The following is a 16,183-nucleotide window of genomic DNA, read 5'->3' on the forward strand; positions in this document are numbered from 1 at the left end:
GCATTCAGACGGGTTCCGGGTCGGTTGCGGCGCGCGTGTCGAATTCATCACGGGCGGTAAGGATTTCGCTGTGGTGCCGCACCGACCAGACCCCCATCGCGTGGCTGAGCTCGCCGAGGCTGGCCCCGAGATCGGTCAGCGAGTACTCCACACGCGGCGGGACGGTGGGGTAGACGGCGCGGCGGACCAGTCCGTCGCGCTCCAGGTTGCGCAGGGTGCGGGTGAGCATCTTCTGGGTGATGCCGTCGAGTCGGCGGCGCAGATCGTTGAAGCGCACCGGCCCGCCGGCCATGCGCAGCACGCCAAGGACCAGCAGCACCCATTTGTCGGCGAGCACCGTCAGCACTTCGCGTGCCGGGCAGTTGGTCAGATAGCTCTTGACCAGGTTGTCGGAGCCGGACCAGTCGACAATGGTATCCATCAGGTACCTCGGGATCATTGAAGTGCCTTCTTTCCCTTGGATACTAAGGGACCGCAGAATCGGTGGCATGCTCGCAATCACGCAACAAACATTCGGTGGTCCCGAGGTCCTGGAAATCGTCGAGGTCGATCGGCCGAGCGCCGGACCGGGCGAGGTGGTGGTGCAAGTCGCCGCCACCGGTATGAATGCGGCGGACTGGAAGCTGCGGTCCGGGCTGGTGCGCAAACTCGGGGATCCGCCGTTCACCCTGGGCTTCGATGTGTCCGGGATCGTCGATGCGGTCGGCGCCGGTGTCGAGCAATTCCGGGCCGGCGACGAGGTCTACGGCATGGTGTTCAGCAGGTCCGGCGCCTATGCCGAATACGTTGTGGCACAGGCAGATATCCTCGCACCGAAACCGGCGATCCTGGATCACATCCACGCGGCCGCCGTGCCGACCGCGGTGCTGACCGCCTGGCAGGGGCTCACCGAAGTCGTTGCCGGACAACGCGTACTGGTACATGCTGCGGCCGGTGGTGTCGGACATTTCGCGGTGCAGATCGCCAAGGACCGCGGCGCGTATGTGATCGGCACGGCTCGTGCCGCCAACCACGAATTCCTGCGGGAGATCGGCGCGGATAAGGTGATCGATTACACGACAACAGATTTCGCGGAGGCGGTGCGTGATGTCGATGTCGTTTTCGATCTCGTCGGCGGTGACTACGGATCGCGGTCGCTGCCGGTGCTCGCCGCGGGCGGTCGCCTGATCGACGCGCAGGGCAATGATGCCGAGGAAGATCCGCGGTACGAGCGGCTCTATGTCGAACCCTCCGGCCGCGATCTGGGCGAGCTGGCCGCCCTGTTCGAGACGGGCCGGTTGCACGTGGAGATCGATCAGGTGCTGCCGATGGCCGAGGTGGTCAAGGCCCATCACCTGAGCGAATCCGGGCGCGTCCGCGGGAAAATCGTGCTGGTGCCGTGGAATTCGCCGGTGTGAGGGTCAGGCCGCGCCGATGGCGGTGATAAGGGTCTGGTTGCCCACGCGCGCCGTCGTGACGACCTGGGGTTTGTAGGTGATCGATGTCGCATCGGGTCGATGCTCGGTCACCTGCACCAGGTACTGGCCGACGAAAGCTCCCGGTGTAATGCTGATGCAGTGCGTGGTGCCGGCCGGAATGCCATCGATGCCCTGTTGAATCGTCCCGGCGGGGGAGACGGATGCGTTGGGCGCCACGAACTCTCGCGTCGCAACACCGGATCGAGTGACGTAATAGGCGTACTGGAACGCGAATATGACACCCGGTCCGGAATCCAGCCCGCCCGCTCCGTTGCCGGTAATGGTGTCCCCGACGCGCTCGGCCGGGCATTGTGCCGCGGACGTGGATCCGGAGACCGCGACCTGGCTGGGCGTGGACGAGGCTACCGTCGCTGGTTGCGGTGCCGGTCGAATCTGCACGAACGCCACCACGAGTAGTCCGGCCGCCGCGACCGACCCGACCAGCACCGGCATCCACCGGCGCTTCGAGCGATTCCGACCGGACCGATCGATCATCGCAGCCAAGGCATGCTCATGCCGGAAGTAGTCCGGCGCAGTCGGTTTCGGCTCCGCGGGAAGTTCCTCGACCCATTCGGACCAGTCGCTTCCATAGTCGAGCTCATACTGCGCGGATTCCCCGTCCACTGCCTGAATCGGGTTGTGCCGCGCCGGATCCTGCTCGTATCGGTCCGGTGCGTAGTGGTTCGGATCTTGCCGAGTGTTTTCTGTGTCGAAAGCCCCTGGGTGAATCGGGTTCTGGCGCATGGGGTCTCGCTGAACCGGCCCGCGCTGGTCCATCTCTTGGGCAACAGGCGCATACCAATTCGGATCTTGCGAGGCATGCGGACGCGGCACGGCAGGCGCAGGAGGGCTCGGGTTCCGGTTGACGGGCACCTGACGGATCGGTTCGGGCAACGTCAGCGAGCCCTCCTGCGCGCCGTCGTGCGCAGTCGGCGCCTGGCCCGTCGAGACTTGCGGAACCGGGGGCTGACGCGGGGGACCTTCCTGGATCGGAATCCGTGGTATCGGCCCGGTTTGCCTCGGGCCCTGGGGATTCGGAGCCTGGCCCCCGGCAACTTGTTGACCGCGAATGCGCCGGAACGGGTCCGTATTCGTCGGCGCACGGTCGACCGGAACTCGGGGCAGCGGTCCGGATTGTGTTGCGGCGCGGCCGATCGGCACTCGGCGTAGTGGACCGGTGTCGACGGGTGCGCCGTCGATCGGGATCCGCGGAATCGGCCCGGTCGGCGCGTTGTCCTCCGTGAAGCCGATCCGGTGGAACGGGTTCGGCGGTGTCGGAGGCTGGTATGCCCTCGGCGCACCGAGCGGCTGTTGTGGCGCAGCGCCCGGCTGCGGGCCTGAATTCGCCCGCGAGGTCATATCCGGTCGATCCATCGCCCCACCTTCATCAGGTCATACGATCACGTGTGTCCCGCAGTTGTATCAACCTCGGCAGGATACTGCCAGGTTTGCTGCCCGTGATGAAATTGAGGGGAGGTGTCGCGAAGGAAAACGGATTGTTTACGGCTCACCAGTGCACGGTGACCGGATCGCCGACGCCGACGGTCTGGTAGTACCAGGCGGCGTCATCGGGAGCCAGGTTGATGCAGCCGTGGCTGACATTGGCATAGCCCTGCGAATCCACCGACCACGGTGCGGAGTGCACGAAAACGCCACCCCACGTGAGGCGTTCGGCGTACTCGCCATTGATGACGTAGCCCTCGGGCGAGCTCAGTGGGATCCCGATGGTGCGCGAGTCGAAGACGATCGAACGGAACTTTTCCAGCACCGGGAAGGTACCTGTCGGTGTCTCGTGGCCGGGCTTGCCCATGGATGCGGGCACCGACCGCGCGAGGGCACCGCCGATGCTCACGGTGAAGGTATGCGCCGACATATCGGCGTCGGCCACCACGCCCGCATTGGTGCGGAACTCCGTGCGCGCGTTACCGACCTGTACCGAGATCGGCGCCCGGGCCGGAAGGAAACTCGTTGGCGTCCAAGTCAATTCACGATCACTCGCCCAGGAGAAAACGCCTGGCAGTGGGTCGGTGGCTCGGATATCGACCAGTCGTTCGGCTCGGTCGCGGTTGGCGACCGGATTGGCGAATCGAATCGTCACCGGTGCCGCGATGCCGACTTCCTGGCCTGCCGACGGGGCAATCGTCGCGACCGCGTCGGCGTTGGGTTCGATAATCGTAGTGGCGAATGCCGTTCCGGATCCGAAGGCCGCCAAGGCGACGACCGTGGTCGCGAGGAACAGGTATCTGAGTGCGCTCCGCATGGTCCACCCCTTCACGCTGGTGTGGGACGCAGAAATCCATTCTAGGACTTCATGATCAACTCGACGTACCGGTTCTGTAACGGGCGTCCAAGTCCACAAGTTTTCAATATAGGGGCGACATACCCGGCATCACACCGAACAAACGATCCGACCGCGGTCGAATTCAGCCGCGCACGGCGTGCAATACGTCGGCGTGCAGTGCGTCCGCGCGGGCGGTGATCTCGTCGATGCGGATCAGCACCGTGGCGAACTTGTCGCCCTGTTCGGCGCTGAGTGAGCGGACGTTGATCTCGATATTGAGCTGCGAGCTGGTGGCCGCGGCCCGCGCCGCATCGGCGGCGGCGCCGATATCGGTGACCACATTGGGATTGCCGATCGGCAGCAGTTCGGTGGCGAGTGAGAGCACCTCGTCAGCCTCGTCGACGACCGCGGCGGGCACCCGGGCGGCCTCGAGCAGCGCGGCGGTTATGGCATCGCTGCGCGCGGCGGCCAGCTCGGAGGAATCCTTCGGCAACTTGTAGGCGTTGCCGACGGCGGTGAACGCCGCGGCATCGGCATCGGCCAGGGCCAGTGCGCGCTCGCGGGCCGCATCGGCCGCCTCGATGATCCGGTCGATGACCGGCCGGTGCTCGGCATCCTTGGCCCGGGTGGTGTAGCGCGCGACCATCGCGACCAGTGCGGCGCCCTGTGCGGCGTGCAGCGCTGCGACGGCGCCGCCACCTGGTGCGGGTACCTTCGCGGCCAGGTCGGTCAGGTACTGCGCGAGGGTGGCCTCAGCGAAGGCGGGCTGCGACACGGCGGGTGGCCTTTCGTTTTCCTGCGACGACAGTGGAGAACTACGGCGAATACGCTACCGCTCGCGCCGGGGTGGCCGGTGCGCGGCCGGTGCGTAGCTGCGGTTAGGTTGAGTGCTATGCGGATCGGATTGAGCATCAACTACTCGGGCGGCTTCAAAGAGGCGGCCGCGGAGGTGGCCGACCTCGAAAAGGCTGGACTCGACATCGTGTTCGTGCCGGAGGCCTACTCATTCGACGCGGTGAGCGCGCTCGGATATCTGGCGGCCAAGACCACTCGGCTGCAGCTGGCCTCGGGCATCCTGCAGATCTACACCCGCACGCCCAGCCTGACCGCCATGACCGCCGCCGGCCTGGACTTCGTCTCCGACGGTCGCTATGTACTCGGCCTCGGCGCATCGGGCCCGCAGGTGATCGAGGGCTTCCACGGCGTCCCCTATGACGCGCCCATCGGACGCACCAGAGAACTGGTGGAGATCTGCCGCAAGGTATGGCGTCGCGAGCGGCTGGAGTACCAGGGCAAGTACTACCAGATCCCGCTGCCCGCCGACCGGGGCACCGGCCTGGGCAAGCCGCTCAAGCTGATCAATCATCCGGTGCGTGAACGCATTCCGGTGCTGCTGGCCGCGCTGGGCCCGAAGAATGTGGAGCTGGCCGCGGAGATTGCCGAGGGCTGGCAGCCGATCTTCTTCGTACCGGAGAAGGCCAAGGAAATCTGGGGCGAATCGCTGGACGCCGGTCTGGCCAAGCGTGATCCGGTCCTCGGCGAGCTGGACGTCTACGCCGGGCCCGCGCTGGCCATCGGCGAGAATGTCACGCCGCTACTGGAATTCGTGAAACCGCATCTGGCGCTCTACATCGGCGGCATGGGCGCCAAGGGCAAGAACTTCTATCACACGCTGGCCACCAAGTACGGCTACGGCGCCGAGGCGGACCGCATCCAGGAGCTGTATCTGGCGGGCAAGAAGGAAGAGGCCGCCAAGGTGGTCCCGGACGATCTGGTGCGGGATATCTCGCTGATCGGTCCGGCCGGATTCGTGAAGGAGCGGATCGCCGCATTCCGTGCGGCGGGTGTCACGGTGCTGAATGTGGTGCCGATGGCGGCGACCCCGGCCGAGCGGGTCAAGCTGATCGAGCAGCTGCGCGAACTCTGTGTCTAATGTGCAGCGCCTTCGGCGCTGCGTGTTCGCGGCCCCATGGTGTCTCGCGGCCGAGCGGTCGAGACTCGCGACTTCGTCGCATGCGCTTCGACCACTCGGCCGCGAGACGGGCCGCGAACGTCGCTCGTAAGACTCGCTCCGTGGCGGTCAGGTGATCGGAAGGTTCCGGTTGAAATCAGACCGCGCTACCGGAGCGCGGCCAGCGCCTCGGCCAGGGTGGTGTGCAGTGCGAACACCTGATCCAGACTCGTCATCTTGAGCTGTCGGCTGGTGGCCGGACCGTCCGCGACCACCACGATGGTCGTCGTGTCGCCTGCCCGCTGATGCGCCGCGACCAGGGTCGCCATACCCGCCGAGGCGAGGAAGCTGACACCGGTCAGGTCGATGATCAGGACCGCCGGTTTGCCGGTGAGGATGGCCTCGATGGTGTTCTCCAGCGCTGGCGCGGTCGCCAGATCGACCTCGCCGGAAACCGTGAGCACGGTCGCGCCATCGTGTGCCTCGACTGTGGTGGTCATCGTGTCCGCCAGGGGATACGCGTCTCCGGAGTTGTTTGTCACATCATCACAATCTGCCATGAACCCGCCTTTCGCGCTGCATTCCTCAGCCAGAAACCTGGCGGTTCGTGCCACGCAGTGGGTTCGCTACGGGGGATTTGATCGCGGGCAACGTTACCGACATGCGGACGCGGGTGCCCAGCCCGCTGTGGTCTATCTCCAATTCTTCCGTCAAAGCCCGCATCATGTCGATGCCGCGTCCGCGCGGCCCCGGATCGGCGGAGCGTGGTTTCCACGTTCCGGTGTCGGCGACCAGAATGACGACCTTTTGGGTATCACATTCGGCGGTCAATTCGACGAGTCCAGGATCGGTGGTGGCCGCCGCGGCGCTGGTCGCACGGCCGAGCAGTTCGGCCGTGGAGCTGATCGCGCGGGTGACCGGGCCGCCGCCGTTGCGGTAGGCATGTTCGATGCTGTTGCTACAGGCCTCGTTGGCCGCGGCGATGAGATCGGAGGCGAGATCGTGCGGTACCGCGGCCGCTGCGAGCCAAGCCTTGAGCCGCTTACGCATGGCCGAGAGCTGATCCGGATTGGCCGGAATCGCCAGCCGCAGCGGTGCGGGGGGTTGCCGGTACACGACCATGGCGACGTCATCGTCGTAGCCCGCGGCCGGACGCAGCCGGGAGAGCACGGCATCGGCGACCTCACGCGGCAGCTTGCCCGCGGTATCGGCGAGCACCCCCGAGATCTTCGCGAAACTGTCATCGATATCGACGCCGCGCTGTTCGACCAGGCCGTCGGTGAACAGCACCAGCGTCGAACCCGGTGTGAGCGCCGTGGTGGCCTCGGGACGCCGTGGCGTATCGAAAGTAGCCAGCGGTACCGCACGCCCGCCCTCGAGCAATCGGCCCGGCTGACCGACATCGGCCAGAATCGGCGGCATATGTCCGGCGCTGCTGTAGCGGACCAGTCCGCGCACCGGATCGAGGACCGCGGCGCAGACCGTCGTGCACATCGCGCCGGGAATCCGGCCCGCGACGGTATCGAGTTCCGCGAGCAGCTGCGCCGGGCCCGCCCCGCGCAGTAGGAGAGCCCGTGCGGCCGTACGCAATTGGCCCATCACAACGGCCGCGGACAGGCCACGTCCGACACAGTCGCCGACTACGACGCCGATGGTGCCGTCGCGCAGCGGAACCACGTCGTACCAGTCGCCGCCGATCTCCAGCGGCGGCAGCGCAGGCTCGTAATGCACCGAGAACCGCGGCGGCAGTTCGATCGGACCGAGCATGGCGCGCTGCAGCGTCAGCGAGGTCGAGCGCGCCTGATCGAAGTTGCGTGCTCGCTGCACCGCCAGACTCAGATGTCCGATGAGCAGCGAGAACAGTGTCCAGTCGGCGGCGCTGATGGCGCGCGGCGCGGCGAAGCGCAGCCACAGTGCGGCATCACCGGTCTCACCGAGCGGTGCGACGATGCCCTCGGAACTCTCGATGCCCTCCGGAATCGCGAACAGACTGCGCGCCGGACGACGGCGAGCCCGATCCAGTAGCGCCCGCGCACGGGCATCGAGCACCGAGCCCTCCGGCACACCCTCGGCCCCCGAGACATACGTCTCCGGCCCGGTATTACGGTTGGGCCACACCATCACCACCGCGGTTTCCGCGCCGACGGTGCGTCGCAGTTCGTCCAGCCCGACGGCGAGCACCTCGACCACGCTCGTCGCCGCACCGACCGCGGTGGCCAGTCGTGACGCGGCCTGATCGCGGGCCTGTGCATCGTGTTCGGCGGTGACATCGCGGATGGTGCCGACGAAGATCTGCTCGTATTTCTCCGGTTCGACCATCGCGCTGGTGCTCACCGCGAGCCAGACCGTGCGGCCGTCGCGATGTTTGACCGGAATCACGAATCGCTGTGCCTCGCTACCGAGATCGGGATAGCGCGGCCCCTCCGGCGTCGACCATGGATGCGGCAGCGGGAACGGAAGTTCCGACGCGCCGTAGCCGGTCAGCGCGCCGAAGGCGGAGTTGACCTCGATGATGGTGCCGCGCGCGTCGGCCACGAAGAAGCCGTCCTGCAGCGACTCCACCAAGGCGGTGCGGAAGGCGTCGCGTCCCGCGAGATCGTCGATGCGCGAACGCTGTTGTTCGGCGCGGCGGGTGCCATCGATATAGCCGCGGGTGGCGATGTCCAGGGCAGCGAGAGTCTGCAGCAGGAATTCCAGTGCGGTCTCGGCGTGTTTGGCGTCCGCGGTGCTCGATTCCACGGTTTGTACTACGCGGTAATGGTTTTCGGTGAGATCGAGCAGGCTGATGCCCTCGATGAGGGCGCGGCGGCCGAGTTCGTAGCCCTCGCCGAGACTTGCCTGCGTCGGTGAGTTCAGATGCCGCCGTAGCGCATCCGAGTAGGCGTCGAGAAATGCGGCCAATGCCGCGCTCATGTCTCCGCCTCGCCGGCGCTCGGCTCCGCCATGACCGCGATGGCGGCTGCGCCTTTTGTTCGCTCGCTCCGCTGTATTCCGCCGTTCACGCTGATCCCTCCAGTACGCCGCCTCGGTGGCGGGCCGCGAGCACCAATGCGTCGTCGGTGTCCTTGGCATGCCTGGCCAGGATTTCGGCGGTGATCTCGGCGGTCGATTTGGACGGATCGATGCCGCTGTCAGCGGATTCGGTGACGATGCCGTCGGTCGACATCAGCAGCAGATCGCCCGGACGCACCGGAACGGTCTGCACCTGTAGGTTCTGAGGTAGCCGATAGCCGACAATGCCACCGGTCATCAGGACCGTCGCGCGCATGGCGAGCCCGACCGGACCCGCGGTCAGAATCCGGCAATCGACATTGCCGACGCCGAGCCAGTGCACGGTATCGGATGCGCCGAACAGCGCCAAGGACACTGCCGCACCTCGGGTGTCGGCCATGGCCCGATGACACAGCACCATCAGCACGTCCAGCGGTTCGGCGCGGTTCTCCGAGAGCACCTGCGCTGCGCGATCGGCGGCGTCCGCGGCCGCCGCACCGTGGCCCAGTCCGTCCAAGACGGCGAAGAGCACCGCGCCGCCGCCCGCGTCGAGGACCACGCCGCGATCACCGGAGACTCGCTGACCGGGCAGGGCACGGCCGGCCACCGCCCATTCGATCCGGCCGATGATCCCGTCCTCATGCACCGTTGGGTACCCACTTCCACATCTCCACCAACGTGCCGCGTCCGGGTGGGGATTCGACGGTGAGCCGGTCCATCAGCCGACGGGCGCCGGGTAGGCCGAGTCCGAGACCACGGCCGGTGGAGTACCCGTCGTCGAGTGCGCGGGCGATATCACGGATGCCGGGCCCTCGGTCCGAGGCTTGGACGACCAGGGCTTGGCGGCCCTCCCGGTCATCGACCAGCAAACGTATTTCACCACTGCCCGCATAACTGGTTATGTTGCGGGCGATCTCGGAGATGGCCGTCGAGATCATGGTCATATCTGTCAGAGAAAAACCGAGCTTGGCCGCCAGCTCACGTCCGGCTTGACGTGCGATCACGATGTCACCCGACACCTTGATCGCGATCACCAAGTTCTCAGCGGCCACTGTCACGACCATCTCGCTGGCGGCGGGCCGGAGTCTTGCGGTTCAGCCACGCCAAGCCCTCTTCCAGGTCGAGGGCGGTGTGCATGCCCTCGAAGGTGAGGCCAAGCTGCACCATGGCGAACGCGACTTCGGGCTGTAATCCGACGATGACCGTTTCGGCGCCGCGGAGCTGCGTCATGTGCGCGATGGTACGGAGCGATCTCGCCGCGAACGAATCCATCACATCGATCGCGGTGACGTCCACGATGATCCCGTGTGCTCGGTATCTGCTGACCTGCTTCATCAGGTCGTCCTGGAGACGCTCGGTATCCGCGTCGGTCAAGGCTGACTGGACCGACGCGATTAAAAAGGTGCCTTGTTTGAGGATCGGAACCGGCATAGGTGGGCCCGATCAGCGCCCATCGCGCTCGGTGAGCATTCGATCCGTGACTCGGGTCACCTCGTAGCCGAGTAAGCGTTCGGCCTCTTCGATACCTCCCTGGAGGTCGCCGACCGCGTTCATCTTGGACAGATCGAGGCCAATGGTCACCAGGGTGAGGGCGATCTCGGAGGACAGACCGGTGATGATCACATTGGCGCCCATCAGGCCGGACGCGTCGACGGTCTGCACCAGGTGGTTGGCCACCGTGGAGTCGATCTCGGGCACACCGGTGATATCGATGACGACCACCTTCGCGCGATTGGCGCGGATGGCGCGCAGTAGCTGTTCGGTGAGCTGACGGGCACGCTGCGAGTCGAGCACACCGATGATCGGCAGGATGAGCAGCTGTTCACGCACCTGCAGCACCGGGGTGGACAGCTCGCGAATGGCTTCCTGCTGCTGGCGGATGACCCGCTCGCGTTCCTGCACGAACGAGATGGCCACGGTGCTCGCGATGCGGTTCGCGGCGGGCTCGTAGGCATCTAGTACCGCGTTCAGTAATTCGAAATCGGCCTGGTATTTCTCGAACAACGAGCGGGCCAGCACGTCACGCAGGAGCAGCACGATGCCGAGGACCTCGTCGGTGTCGACGCCTCTCGGAATGATGCGCTCGGACAGATCGCGTGCGTAGGCCTGCAGCGCTTCGACGCTACCGGTCACGAGCACCTCGACGTAGTTGTCGTACATGGAGGTCGCCTCGGAGAAGATTTCCTCCGGGGTCATCGCGGTCAGCAGTTGCGCCTCGGTGATGCGCCTTGCCCACTCTTCACGCAGCCCGGTTCGGTTCTGCCGCAGGTGTTCGACCAGCTGCGGAAGCAGGTTGTCGACCGGTCCTACGGGCAGGGAATCCGCCGAAAGGCTCATGGACACCTCGGACATGGAAATTCCAGCCCCTTTCGACGGGATTGTCGGGATAGTCGTGCATTCGGCTGCGCGCCGATACCGAGCCTAGTCATACCCCATCCCGGTCGCCGGTGAAACCTGCCGTTAGCTCGATGGTAGATCCGCATCCTCGCTCGGCGGCGCGAATCCGCGTGCCAGTGCCGCGAGCGCCTCGTCGAGATAGACCGTGAGGTCGGCATCGGCGCGGGTAAGCCAGGCATCGAAGGCAGCGCGCGCCGCGGCCAGGGTGGTGCGGCCGACAGCCAGTGCGACCAGGTTGTCCTGTGGTACGCCGAGTCGGCGTGCGGCGAACGCGCTCACGGCCCGCTCCCAGGCGTCGTAGTGCGCGCCCGCGGTGGCGGCCAGTGCCGGATCGCCGCCGACGAGCTGCATGCGAACGCGTAGTTCGGGCACGTCTTCGGCGCGATATCGGTTGGCGTTCACCACAACTCGGCGTACAGCCGTCATCATCGGCACCTCGTCCGGCACGGTGGCGAAGGCCGCGCGCAGCGCCTCGACCTCGGCGTCGAACTGATACCAGAGCACTTCCGCCTTAGTGGGGAAGTAACGGAAGAAGGTGCGCCCGCTGATACCCGCGGCCGCGGCGATCTGCTCGACGGTGGTTTCGTCGAAGCCCTGTTCGGTGAACAGTCGCATGGCGATCAGTTCGAGTTCGCGCTTGGTTGTGCCGCGTGGTCGGCCCCGCACCTTGGCATCTGTCACGGTTGTCGATTATGGGCGTCGATCGCCGGATCTTGATTATGTCAGTGACTGACGATAATCTCGCGGCATGGTGGAAAGTGTCGCGGAACACACCGTGGCCGCACGATTGACCTGGCCGGAGGCCGGGGCGCGCGCGGCTGCGGGCGCGATCCTTGCCGTGCCGGTGGGAGCGACCGAACAGCATGGACCGCATCTGCCGCTGTCCACCGACACCGATATCGCGATGGCGTTGTGCGTGCGGCTGGCCGAGTTGCGGTCGGATGTGCTCATCGCACCGGCGATTCCGTATGGAGCCAGCGGTGAGCACGCGGGATTCGCGGGCACGCTGTCCATCGGACAGGCCGCGCTGGAGTTGCTGATCGTCGAGTTGTGCCGTTCGGCCACCGATACTTTCGACCGCATAGTGCTCGTCAACGGGCACGGCGGCAATCTGGAACCCCTGCGCAAAGCGCAGGCGTTGCTGCGTACCGAATCCCGGGACGTGCGGGTGTTCATGCCGCGCTATCCGGGTGATCCGCATGCGGGTCGCGCCGAGACCTCGATGCAATTGGCGCTGCGCCCGGATGCGGTGCGGACCGAACTCGCCGTCGCCGGTGATACGAGGCCGCTCGCCGAGCTCTTGCCGCTGCTGCGCGCCGGGGGTGTGCGCGCGGTGAGCGCCAACGGGGTCCTCGGCGACCCGACGGGCGCCAATGCCGACGAAGGCACTGCACTGCTCACCCAACTGACCACTGACCTGCATGAACAGATCCGGCTGTGGTGGCCGGTGGCTTCCCCGAAAGGATCCCTGACGTGAACTCGTGGTTCGAAACCGTTGCCGAGGCGCAGCGGCGGGCAAAGAAACGACTGCCGAAGTCGGTGTACGGCGCACTGATCGCCGGATCCGAGCGCGGCCAGACGATCGACGAAAATCAGCAAGCCTTCACCGAACTCGGCTTCGCACCGCACTGCGCGGGCCCGATCGGCGATCGTGACCAGTCGACAACCGTACTGGGACAGCAGCTCTCGATGCCGGTGCTGATCTCACCGACCGGCGTGCAGGCGGTGCACCCGGACGGCGAAGTGGCCGTGGCCCGTGCGGCGGCGGCACGCGGGATCGCGATGGGGCTCAGTTCCTTCGCGAGCAAGCCCATCGAGGAGGTCATCGCGGCGAATCCGGCGACATTCTTCCAGCTGTACTGGTGCGGTTCGAAAGATGAGATCCTGCAGCGGATGTCGCGCGCGAAGGCGGCGGGCGCGGTCGGTCTGATCCTGACCCTGGACTGGTCGTTCTCGCACGGGCGCGACTGGGGCAGCCCGGTGATCCCGGAGAAGCTGGATTTCAAGACCATGCTGACATTCGCGCCGCAGACCCTGGCGCGGCCGCGCTGGCTCGCGACTTATGTTCGCTCCGGCCGTATTCCGGATCTCACCGCACCGAATATGGCCGTCGGCGGTGGTCCGGCACCCGGCTTCTTCGGTGCCTACGGCGAGTGGATGGGCACTCCCGCACCGGATTGGGCAGACGTGGCGTGGATCTGCGAACAATGGGACGGCCCGGTCATGCTCAAGGGCGTGATGCGCGTCGATGATGCCTTGTGTGCGGTCGATGCCGGTGTCGCGGCCATCTCGGTGTCCAATCACGGCGGGAACAATCTGGACGGTACGCCTGCCGCGATTCGGGCATTGCCGGTGGTGGCCGACGCGGTCGGATCGCAGATCGAGGTGGTGCTCGACGGTGGCATCCGCCGCGGTAGCGATGTGGTGAAGGCGGTCGCGCTTGGCGCTCGCGCGGTCATGATCGGGCGGGCCTACCTGTGGGGCCTCGCCGCGAACGGGCAGGCCGGTGTCGAGAATGTGCTCGACATTCTGCGTGGCGGTATCGATTCGGCGCTGCTGGGACTGCGCAAGACCAGCATCGGCGATCTCGATCGGGGCGATCTGGTGGTGCCGGACGGGTTCGAGCGGGCATTGGGAGTGCCGGACCCGGCCGTGCAGTCGGCTTGACCCGGCGGATTATTCGGTAGCCGCGGCTCTTCGATGATGGGCGAGCAGCGTGTCGTAGATATCGGCGAGGGCGGCCAATTGCTGGCGGTCGAGTACGTCGACCATATGTTTGCGCACGCTCTGCACATGTGCGGGCGCGGCGGTGGCCAGCACATCGGCGCCGCGCGGGGTGAGCCGCGCGGCGGTGCGGCGGGCGTCGTCCGGAATCGGTTCCCTGGCGACGAGCGCGCGCTTCTCCATGCGGGTGATCTGATGGGACAGCCTGCTCTGCGACCATTCGAGTTTGGCGGCGAGATCGGCGAAGGTGAGTCGATGATCCGGTGCCTCGGCCAGGTAGGCCAGCACCGAGTATTCGACGTAGGTGAGGTTCGACTCGCGGGATGAGTCGCGCCCGACCGCGGCGGCGATGAGGTCCCTGGTGCGCACATATCCCACCCATGCGCGCATTTCGATGTCATCGAGCCAGTGGGGATCGGTCACGAGAGCGCTCCAAACTCTGACATGTCATTGAATTGTCCCGTCGCATGATGTCGCGCGACAACTGCCAGATCTGAGAGGTAGCACTGCTGGGGTTGAACGTGCAACCTTTTGGCAGGATGCACCGAGTGAGGGTTGCCTAAGCACGGTCGGCCTCCTATTGCTGGATACGCTCCTTGTGCTCGTGACCAGCCTGCCGAAGCCCTTACTCGAGGCCCCGGCGGTGCGTCAGCCCTGAGACCGAATAAGGAGTGCGTCCGTGACCGCGCCGGATTTCCGCTATTCAGATCTGCTGCCGATCGGCGCCGACGACACCCCCTACCGGTTGATCACCACCGAGGGCGTCAGCACCTTCGAACACAACGGCCGTACCTTCCTGCAGGTCGAACCGGAGGCATTGCGCCTGCTTACCGCGGAGGCGATGCACGACATCAGCCACTACCTGCGGCCCGCGCATCTGTCGCAGCTGCGCCGGATCATCGATGATCCCGAGGCCAGCGGTAATGACCGCTTCGTCGCGCTGGACCTGCTCAAGAACGTCAACATTTCCGCGGGCGGCATCCTGCCGATGTGTCAGGACACCGGCACCGCCATCGTGATGGGCAAGAAGTCCGAGGGTGTGCTCACCGGCGTGGACGATGCCGAATGGATCAGCCGCGGCGTATTCGACGCCTACACCAAGTTGAATCTGCGCTACTCGCAGCTCGCGCCCATCACCATGTGGGAGGAGAAGAACACCGGCACCAATCTGCCCGCGCAGATCGAGTTGTACTCCACGGCGGGCGATCCCGCGCATCCGTCCTACAAGTTCCTGTTCATGGCAAAGGGCGGTGGTTCGGCGAACAAGTCGTTCCTGTACCAGGAGACCAAGGCCGTGCTGAATCCCACGCGCATGCTGGAGTTCCTGGACGAGAAGATCCGCTCGCTCGGCACCGCCGCCTGCCCGCCGTACCACCTCGCGGTGGTAATCGGTGGCACCAGTGCGGAATTCGCGTTGAAAACGGCCAAATACGCTTCCGCGCACTACCTGGACACCCTGCCAACCGAGGGGTCCCTCGCGGCACACGCCTTCCGTGATCTGGAGCTGGAGGAAGAGGTCTTCAAGCTCACCCAGTCCTTCGGTATCGGCGCGCAATTCGGCGGTAAGTACTTCTGCCACGACGTGCGTGTGGTGCGCCTGCCCCGGCACGGCGCCAGCTGCCCGGTCGCCATTGCGGTGTCCTGCTCGGCCGACCGGCAGGCGCTGGCCAAGATCACACCGGAGGGTGTTTTCCTGGAGCAGCTCGAGCGCGAGCCCGCGCACTACCTGCCCGAGCAGACCGACTCCATCCTCGGCGGCGATGTGGTCGAGGTCGACCTGAACCGGCCGATGTCGGAGATTCGCGCCGAACTGTCGAAATACCCGGTGAAGACCCGGCTTTCGCTGACCGGTCCGCTGGTCGTGGCCCGCGACATCGCACACGCCAAGATCAAGGAGCGCCTCGACGCGGGCGAGCCGATGCCGGAATATCTGCGCGAGATGGCCGTGTACTACGCCGGCCCGGCGAAGACGCCCGAGGGCTACGCCTCCGGTTCGTTCGGCCCGACCACCGCGGGCCGGATGGACTCCTACGTCGATCAGTTCCAGGCTGCGGGCGGGTCGTTCGTCATGCTGGCCAAGGGCAATCGCTCGGCCCAGGTGACCAAGGCGTGCAAGGAACACGGCGGTTTCTACCTCGGTTCCATCGGCGGTCCTGCGGCGCGACTGGCACTGGATTGCATCAAATCCGTCGAGGTACTGGAGTATCCGGAGCTGGGCATGGAGGCGGTCTGGAAGATCGAGGTCGAAGACTTTCCGGCATTCATCGTGGTGGACGACAAGGGCAACGACTTCTTCGCGGAAACGCAGAAGCCGATTGCGTTGCGGGTGCGCACCCGCTCGAAGGAACGCGTCTGAACGGGCCGCGAGCGACTGCTTGCAGG

17 protein-coding genes are annotated in these 16,183 nt (G+C 65.9%); 5 read left to right on the forward strand and 12 right to left on the reverse strand.

Annotation, left to right across the window (positions count from 1 at the left end):
* Window positions 1-4: 4 nt before the first annotated feature.
* Window positions 5-421 (reverse strand): winged helix-turn-helix transcriptional regulator, encoded by a 417-nt coding sequence (locus ACFYOW_RS28360; RefSeq protein ID WP_387292918.1) that lies wholly within the window; start codon window positions 419-421, stop codon window positions 5-7.
* Between the two features lie 67 nt (window positions 422-488).
* Here ACFYOW_RS28360 and ACFYOW_RS28365 point away from each other — a divergent pair, with 67 nt between their 5' ends.
* The gene (locus tag ACFYOW_RS28365; RefSeq protein WP_387292920.1) at window positions 489-1,397 is read left to right on the forward strand and encodes an NADP-dependent oxidoreductase; all 909 of its coding nucleotides are present in this window, start codon (window positions 489-491) and stop codon (window positions 1,395-1,397) included.
* 3 nt (window positions 1,398-1,400) lie between these two features.
* Here ACFYOW_RS28365 and ACFYOW_RS28370 read toward each other — a convergent pair whose 3' ends face one another.
* The 3 genes from ACFYOW_RS28370 to ACFYOW_RS28380 form a co-directional block, all read right to left on the reverse strand.
* Window positions 1,401-2,831 (reverse strand): hypothetical protein, encoded by a 1,431-nt coding sequence (locus ACFYOW_RS28370; RefSeq protein WP_387292922.1) that lies wholly within the window; start codon window positions 2,829-2,831, stop codon window positions 1,401-1,403.
* Between the two features lie 133 nt (window positions 2,832-2,964).
* Window positions 2,965-3,717 carry a L,D-transpeptidase family protein gene (locus ACFYOW_RS28375; protein ID WP_387292924.1) on the reverse strand — a complete coding sequence of 251 codons (753 nt, stop codon included), beginning with the start codon at window positions 3,715-3,717 and terminating at the stop codon, window positions 2,965-2,967.
* Between the two features lie 163 nt (window positions 3,718-3,880).
* Window positions 3,881-4,513, reverse strand: a complete 633-nt coding sequence (locus tag ACFYOW_RS28380; protein ID WP_387292926.1) for a cyclodeaminase/cyclohydrolase family protein — start codon at window positions 4,511-4,513, stop codon at window positions 3,881-3,883.
* A 117-nt stretch (window positions 4,514-4,630) separates the two neighbouring features.
* Here ACFYOW_RS28380 and ACFYOW_RS28385 point away from each other — a divergent pair, with 117 nt between their 5' ends.
* A complete protein-coding gene (locus ACFYOW_RS28385; RefSeq protein ID WP_387292928.1) occupies window positions 4,631-5,671 on the forward strand; it encodes an LLM class F420-dependent oxidoreductase in 1,041 nt (346 codons plus the stop codon).
* A gap of 185 nt (window positions 5,672-5,856) precedes the next feature.
* Here ACFYOW_RS28385 and ACFYOW_RS28390 read toward each other — a convergent pair whose 3' ends face one another.
* From ACFYOW_RS28390 to mftR, 7 genes are all read right to left on the reverse strand, one after another.
* On the reverse strand, window positions 5,857-6,189 hold the full coding sequence (locus ACFYOW_RS28390) for an STAS domain-containing protein (RefSeq protein WP_063037258.1): 333 nt from the start codon (window positions 6,187-6,189) through the stop codon (window positions 5,857-5,859).
* 85 nt (window positions 6,190-6,274) lie between these two features.
* Complete coding sequence (locus ACFYOW_RS28395) at window positions 6,275-8,602, reverse strand: SpoIIE family protein phosphatase (protein WP_387292930.1); 2,328 nt, start codon at window positions 8,600-8,602, stop codon at window positions 6,275-6,277.
* A gap of 85 nt (window positions 8,603-8,687) precedes the next feature.
* Complete coding sequence (locus ACFYOW_RS28400; protein WP_387292932.1) at window positions 8,688-9,326, reverse strand: SpoIIE family protein phosphatase; 639 nt, start codon at window positions 9,324-9,326, stop codon at window positions 8,688-8,690.
* Window positions 9,319-9,744, reverse strand: coding sequence for an ATP-binding protein (locus ACFYOW_RS28405; protein ID WP_357475559.1), 426 nt, complete (start codon window positions 9,742-9,744; stop codon window positions 9,319-9,321). The genes ACFYOW_RS28400 and ACFYOW_RS28405 overlap by 8 nt, the downstream gene beginning before the upstream one ends.
* Window positions 9,722-10,111 (reverse strand): STAS domain-containing protein, encoded by a 390-nt coding sequence (locus ACFYOW_RS28410; RefSeq protein ID WP_387292935.1) that lies wholly within the window; start codon window positions 10,109-10,111, stop codon window positions 9,722-9,724. The genes ACFYOW_RS28405 and ACFYOW_RS28410 overlap by 23 nt, the downstream gene beginning before the upstream one ends.
* Window positions 10,112-10,123: 12 nt before the next feature.
* The gene (locus tag ACFYOW_RS28415; RefSeq protein WP_357475561.1) at window positions 10,124-11,032 is read right to left on the reverse strand and encodes an STAS domain-containing protein; all 909 of its coding nucleotides are present in this window, start codon (window positions 11,030-11,032) and stop codon (window positions 10,124-10,126) included.
* Window positions 11,033-11,140: 108 nt separating this feature from the next.
* Entirely contained in the window at window positions 11,141-11,758 is a 618-nt protein-coding gene (mftR, locus tag ACFYOW_RS28420) for a mycofactocin system transcriptional regulator (protein ID WP_387292937.1), read from the reverse strand.
* Window positions 11,759-11,825: 67 nt separating this feature from the next.
* Here mftR and mftE point away from each other — a divergent pair, with 67 nt between their 5' ends.
* Window positions 11,826-12,554, forward strand: a complete 729-nt coding sequence (gene mftE / locus ACFYOW_RS28425; protein WP_387292939.1) for a mycofactocin biosynthesis peptidyl-dipeptidase MftE — start codon at window positions 11,826-11,828, stop codon at window positions 12,552-12,554.
* Window positions 12,551-13,744 (forward strand): pre-mycofactocin synthase MftD, encoded by a 1,194-nt coding sequence (gene mftD / locus ACFYOW_RS28430; RefSeq protein ID WP_387292941.1) that lies wholly within the window; start codon window positions 12,551-12,553, stop codon window positions 13,742-13,744. The genes mftE and mftD overlap by 4 nt, the downstream gene beginning before the upstream one ends.
* A gap of 9 nt (window positions 13,745-13,753) precedes the next feature.
* Here the strand turns inward: mftD and ACFYOW_RS28435 are convergent, their stop codons facing one another.
* On the reverse strand, window positions 13,754-14,224 hold the full coding sequence (locus tag ACFYOW_RS28435) for a MarR family winged helix-turn-helix transcriptional regulator (protein WP_387292943.1): 471 nt from the start codon (window positions 14,222-14,224) through the stop codon (window positions 13,754-13,756).
* 256 nt (window positions 14,225-14,480) lie between these two features.
* On the opposite strand from ACFYOW_RS28435, the gene ACFYOW_RS28440 reads away from it, so the two are divergent.
* Window positions 14,481-16,157: a fumarate hydratase gene (locus ACFYOW_RS28440; protein ID WP_387292945.1), complete on the forward strand. Its 1,677-nt coding sequence runs from the start codon at window positions 14,481-14,483 to the stop codon at window positions 16,155-16,157.
* Window positions 16,158-16,183 lie beyond the last annotated feature (26 nt).

This window comes from Nocardia sp. NPDC006982 (genome assembly GCF_042869435.1).
Lineage (GTDB): Bacteria > Actinomycetota > Actinomycetes > Mycobacteriales > Mycobacteriaceae > Nocardia.

What these genes read in the sequence shown, in the direction of transcription:
- ACFYOW_RS28365 (WP_387292920.1), top strand. Translation starts at nt 489, where the DNA reads ATGCTCGCAATCACGCAACAAACATTCGGTGGTCCCGAGGTCCTGGAA.
- ACFYOW_RS28415 (WP_357475561.1), bottom strand. Translation starts at nt 11,032, where the DNA reads ATGTCCGAGGTGTCCATGAGCCTTTCGGCGGATTCCCTGCCCGTAGGA.
- ACFYOW_RS28375 (WP_387292924.1), bottom strand. Translation starts at nt 3,717, where the DNA reads ATGCGGAGCGCACTCAGATACCTGTTCCTCGCGACCACGGTCGTCGCC.
- ACFYOW_RS28360 (WP_387292918.1), bottom strand. Translation starts at nt 421, where the DNA reads ATGGATACCATTGTCGACTGGTCCGGCTCCGACAACCTGGTCAAGAGC.
- ACFYOW_RS28390 (WP_063037258.1), bottom strand. Translation starts at nt 6,189, where the DNA reads ATGACCACCACAGTCGAGGCACACGATGGCGCGACCGTGCTCACGGTT.
- ACFYOW_RS28385 (WP_387292928.1), top strand. Translation starts at nt 4,631, where the DNA reads ATGCGGATCGGATTGAGCATCAACTACTCGGGCGGCTTCAAAGAGGCG.
- ACFYOW_RS28395 (WP_387292930.1), bottom strand. Translation starts at nt 8,602, where the DNA reads ATGAGCGCGGCATTGGCCGCATTTCTCGACGCCTACTCGGATGCGCTA.
- mftE (WP_387292939.1), top strand. Translation starts at nt 11,826, where the DNA reads ATGGTGGAAAGTGTCGCGGAACACACCGTGGCCGCACGATTGACCTGG.
- ACFYOW_RS28410 (WP_387292935.1), bottom strand. Translation starts at nt 10,111, where the DNA reads ATGCCGGTTCCGATCCTCAAACAAGGCACCTTTTTAATCGCGTCGGTC.
- ACFYOW_RS28370 (WP_387292922.1), bottom strand. Translation starts at nt 2,831, where the DNA reads ATGGATCGACCGGATATGACCTCGCGGGCGAATTCAGGCCCGCAGCCG.
- ACFYOW_RS28405 (WP_357475559.1), bottom strand. Translation starts at nt 9,744, where the DNA reads ATGGTCGTGACAGTGGCCGCTGAGAACTTGGTGATCGCGATCAAGGTG.